A 5,137-nucleotide genomic window follows, 5' to 3' on the forward strand; every position below is an offset into this window, starting at 1 on the left:
GCCGCCTGCAGGCGGTTCATGCATTCCCCGATGTTTTTTTCAGGTGACGGCGTGCAAGGGTTGTCTGGAGCCCATAGGGCGAAAGGCAAACCGCCCACGCGGCGTCGCCCCCCCCTGCCGAATGAGCTTTTCGATAAATTTAAACAAGATTCAAACGAAGGTTCAGTTTTTGACGAATGCGTAGCCGTTCTTGCTGCCGCGCTTGATGCGGTAGAGGGCTTCGTCGGCCTTTTCGTAAAGCTTATCGAACGAGCCGCCGTCGTCAGGCGCAACGGCCACGCCCATGGAGGCGCCGACGTCGAAGTCATCCTCCACGCCGTAATGCTCGGTCTGGATGCGCATGGAGATCTTCTTGACGCAGTTCGTCACATTTTCCCGCGAACCGACGTCCTTGAGGAAGACAATGAACTCGTCGCCTCCGATGCGCACGACCAGATCCGATGCGCGAACGCTCTTCTTGAGCGTTTCAGCGAAGTGCTTGAGCACTTCGTCGCCCGTTAAGTGGCCAAACGTGTCGTTGATGTCCTTGAAGTTGTCCAAATCAAGAAGCAGAAGAGCATTAGTTCCATGCGAAGCAATCAGATGCTCGTCGATGCGCTTGATGCCCGCGCTTCGGTTGAAGCACTTTGTCAGCCCGTCCAGAGACGCCTCATGCTCGATGAGCGCAAGCCGGAGCTCCTGACGACGCGCCGCCTCGTAGGCATCCGTAACATCATTGCGCTGAATTATTGCAATGCTGTGCTTTCTGTCGGCGTAACGAACGATGATCTCCTTCCTGCGGTATTCGCGGTTGTCGTAAATCATTCCGTAGCTGAAGGTGTATTCGTCGTTTGCCTCAAGCTCTGCCTTGACCACGGTCCCCGAAAGCATTCGAAGGACCATCTCGCGATCCTCCGGCACGATATAGCGTTCGGCCACCTTAAGAAGGTTCTTCCAATAGCCCTCGCCCTCGTACTCAGCCACTGACTCATCCTTCGTGAAGATGCAGCGGAAATACCCCGTGGTCAAATCAACATAGTAGAGGCAGTCGCAGGTCTGGCTCGCCAGATTGTTTGCAATCTCGTTGGCCGTCGGATTGAACGTTTCGCGAATAACGACGATATAGAGCTTGTCCAGGCGGTTCTCAATGTAGCGGCGGCTTATGCGTACAGTGGAGTACTCCGCCTCCTTCAGAAAGCTACGCATGCGAATCGTGCAGTCTTTGTGTTCGTGACAAGCGGCAGCACGCCTCAAATTATCAAGATCCATGTATGACCTAAAATTATCGCGCTCCGAAGCAAGCACGATTCTCGGAACAATCTTGCAGGAAAACTGATCAATCTGAAGACCATCAGGCATATCCTGAGGATCCCCGTCCATGCTCTTGAGGAACTTCGTCATGCCGGTCGTCAGGTCCACCTCAAGCACGGCCGCATAAATATTGAACATCGCCTCGATCAGATCACAATTCTCGGCCTCAAGCGTCCGTACACGGCGCCTGGCTTCGACATCTACCGCTGTGACGAGAATCTTCGGGGTGCCCCAGTACTCTACGGCGAAATACTTCGCCTCAACCCAACGCCACCCCAGCACCTTGTCGGCAACACGAAACTGCAGGGTCAGCTCCTTCCCGTCAAAGATGATCCCTTCGAGCGTCTTCTTGTCCAAAGCAGCTTCTATGCGCTCGAAATCCTCCGGATGAAGATCAAGCCTGTGAAGCTCGTAAAGGTCTGCATCTTTCGGTCTTGGTTCATAGTGATCGTGACGATAGCCCAGAGGGGTCACACGAAGAGTCACGGGGTCGATTTCGTGAATCTCCTCATACGTCTCCAGAAAATACGGCGCATATATCTGAAGCTTTCTTGCCTCAAGAATTTTGAAGGGCTTTCTTTCCGGCATGCGAAACTGAAATTCAGTCTCGACTACCTCTACCAATCCCTTGAGCCACGTATTTCCGTTCTCGGATACGCCTCTGGCTCCGCGCACACGGATAAATACGCAGCCTTTCGAGGGGTGCTGCCAGGCATAGCAGGAATCCCGTTCGACCTGATCGTCGTTAGCCAGAGTCTGCCGAATCATCTCGGACGACCCCTTGAAGGTCGGAATGATGCGCTCGAACCAGAAGTCGAACAGCTCTTCAGCTGAAAGATCCTCCGGCGCCTCAAAAATTGCATGCATCTGACGATTGCCGTACAGGCGGGGATGAGAGCCATCCTTCGGCATTTCAATCATCCAGCCGCCCACCGCCAGCAAATCGCCGACCTCCTTGTAGATGGAGTCGTCAAGCATACCTTTTGGATTGAAATTGGTCATTGTCAGTTCATTAGGAACTGTTAAAAATTAATTTTTTACAGACGTCGAGATGGTGCTGTGGTGAAATGACCTAGTTCCACTCACCGTGCCACTCATTTCGGTTGAGGTTCAAGCGCGCCATCTCTTCGTCAGAGACTTTAAGGCCTTTCTCGTACTACATTTTGTCGAGCTGACACCTGATCGTCAGTCCTTTCGTCGTGGTTGTGTTGGCGATCAAATTGACGACGACCTCATAGGCTTCCAAAGGGCGGCCGCGCCAGTTCTTGCTGATGTAGGCGAACATCCGGTGCTCTATCTTGTTCCATTTCGATGTCCCCGGCGAAAAGTGAACTTCAAGCCCAGTTTCATTGGCAAATTTTTGCAGAGACGTTTTCCAGAGACGGTTGCGTCGGCCGTTGCTGCCACCGCCGTCAGCGGTGCTCATAATCCGGGTAGCCGTTGAGTAGCGCTCCCGGCCCATCTCTTCCCACCATGTACGGATGCTGTTGACCGCGAAGGCTCCGGTGTCGGCGCTGACGCCCGCACTGACAAAGCCCCCATTGGCATTAACGTCATAGGTGCCGTACGGGCAGGCCTTTGTTTTACAAAAATCATGGTCCTGCACCCTCACTGCCTGCCCTTTTGGAGGGTACTCAGCTCCGCTGTTTTTGAAATTTCCTACCAGCTCCTTCTTCTTGGTGTCAACGGAAATTACCGGCTGGTTGGCTGCCATGAAATTTTTGCTCTCATCCGAAATGAAGTGAAACTGGGCGTCGCGATCCGGGCTTGGACTTCCCGTCTCAACATATTTCCTGCCCTGCTGAAGGCTGAACCCTAGTCCCTCAAGCAGATTCACCGTCACATAGCTGACTGAGTGGCCTTGCTTCTTAAGCTCGCCGGCCAAATTGCGCAGGCTCTTGGTTGTCCAACACAGAGGGTTTTCAGGATTTCCCACCGTGTTGCCTTCGAGCAGTCCCCAAAGAGCGCTTTCGATTCCTGGTTGCTTTGTTATCGTGCTCTTGCGCCCGGCTCCTTTAGCACGAACGTTGGGGGTGCTCTCGGCCGTCGCTCTTGCTTTGGGATCACAAGGAAGCGATTCCAACTCTGTTTTCCCGTTATTGATCGTGACTCGGGGAAACGCTTGTCCCCCCCCCCCCCCGACAGCATGGAGGTCGCACCGAGAAGTTGATCGATATTGCTCTGCGGAACCATGTTTTTCTCCATGGTGTAATTGTACCATGAAGAAAAACATATGTAAAGTTTTTTTAACGATTCTTAGACATCGAGGATCCCAATGGATCCCATTGCATTTTCCATATCAACTGAAAGTCTATCAATCCTTCACTGCCTTCACCGCATTGGATTCGGACTCAACCTGATGCTCGAAATCCTCAACAGACATCGGACGGAAGAAATAGAAGCCTTGGACGGTATTGCAGTTCGTCTGCTTGAGAGCCGCCAGCTGTTCCTCGGTTTCAATGCCCTCGGCCACCGTATGATATTCGAGCATTGCAGCCAAATCGGTAACGGCCTTGACGATGATTCCGGCCTTGTTGCAATCATGATTGACAAAGAAGCTTCTGTCGAGCTTCACCGAATCGACTTTCAATTCGCTCAGGCAGCCAAGCGACGAATAGCCGAAGCCGAAGTCGTCGATGGAACATTTGAAGCCGAAATTCTTGAGCTGATCAATGAATTTGCGGACCTTGTCGTAGCTCTTTACTGCAAGGGTTTCCGTGATTTCAAGCTCGATGAGGCTGGGATCTACGTCGAGGGACTTGCACACGCTCTGAAGGTGCGACAGCAGGTCCGGAATCTCAATCGTTTGGCGCGACAGGTTGAGCGAAATCGGAAGGATCGGCATGCTCCGGCTCTTCCACTCAGCCAGCATCCTGCAGACCTTTTCGAAAACGAATACGTCGACATGGTGCACCAGACGATAGCGCTCGAGAAGCGGAATGAATTCGCCCGGTGACACAATGCCGACGTCCGGACGATTCCAGCGAACAAGAGCCTCAGCGCCGATGATTTTTTCAGTCGTCAAAGAAACCTTGGGCTGAAGGTAAACGACGAACTGATGCTTTCCAAGCGCCTCGCTGAGGTGCGAAATGCGCTCCTTTTCCTGAAGTCTTTCAAATGCGCGATCGAGATTGTAAAAGCAGGCGTCGCTCAGAAGAAGCTCGCGGCCGGAATGCTTGCGGGCCATGTTGGCGCACTCCAGCATCTGCTCGACGGACTCTTCATTGTCAGTGGGCATATAGACGCCGAAGCGCGTTTCCAGGTACGGTGAATACGCCTCGTCAGCAAACACGAGCGCGTCGAGATTGCGGCGAATCTGAGCAAGACGATTAAGAATCGCCTGCTTGTCTGTCGAATGAAAGAGCGCGTAGAAAATGTCGGCCGTATCGCGCACGACGACTTCATCATTACCGAGGCAGGCCAGAATGGCGTTGTAGATGTTGCCGAGCATTCGATCGCCGGCATCGGACCCGAAAATCAAATTGATAACTTTGAACTCGCAAACGTCGATTGAAACGATGGCGAAGTCATGCACACCTTCGGCGAGACGAGCCTGAACCTTCTCGACAAACCAAGATCTTCGGCCGCTGAACTGGCCGGAATTGAGCGTTGTATTGTTTGCGTACATCTTATATCGTCCGGCGTCATGGCGTTGAAAGCGGCGCCGCTTGTCCCCGAAAAAGCAGTCAGTGGTTCAAATCCCGGCATCTCTTCCAGGCACAAAGATCGGGAACTTATCCCGACATCTTTGGCATTTTAACCTGAGTTTTGCGTCAATTTCTACTAGAAAATGCGAATTTCTCTCAGACGGGTACACTCGGCGCTCGGAGCGGAGCTGAATATTTCC

Annotated in this window: 2 protein-coding genes and 1 pseudogene; all 3 read right to left on the reverse strand. The window is 52.7% G+C overall.

Annotated elements, in window-relative coordinates:
• Positions 1–162: 162 nt before the first annotated feature.
• Positions 163–2,292: a sensor domain-containing diguanylate cyclase gene (locus ACT6Y9_RS08515; protein ID WP_443744220.1), complete on the reverse strand. Its 2,130-nt coding sequence runs from the start codon at positions 2,290–2,292 to the stop codon at positions 163–165.
• Between the two features lie 70 nt (positions 2,293–2,362).
• A pseudogene (locus ACT6Y9_RS08520) lies at positions 2,363–3,523 on the reverse strand (ISAzo13 family transposase).
• 81 nt (positions 3,524–3,604) lie between these two features.
• Complete coding sequence (locus ACT6Y9_RS08525) at positions 3,605–4,918, reverse strand: putative bifunctional diguanylate cyclase/phosphodiesterase (RefSeq protein ID WP_443744221.1); 1,314 nt, start codon at positions 4,916–4,918, stop codon at positions 3,605–3,607.
• Between the last annotated feature and the right edge of the window lie 219 nt (positions 4,919–5,137).

This window comes from Sutterella sp., from assembly GCF_052272535.1.
GTDB lineage: Bacteria > Pseudomonadota > Gammaproteobacteria > Burkholderiales > Burkholderiaceae_F > Sutterella.

What these genes read in the sequence shown, in the direction of transcription:
- ACT6Y9_RS08515 (WP_443744220.1), bottom strand. Translation starts at nt 2,292, where the DNA reads ATGACCAATTTCAATCCAAAAGGTATGCTTGACGACTCCATCTACAAG.
- ACT6Y9_RS08525 (WP_443744221.1), bottom strand. Translation starts at nt 4,918, where the DNA reads ATGTACGCAAACAATACAACGCTCAATTCCGGCCAGTTCAGCGGCCGA.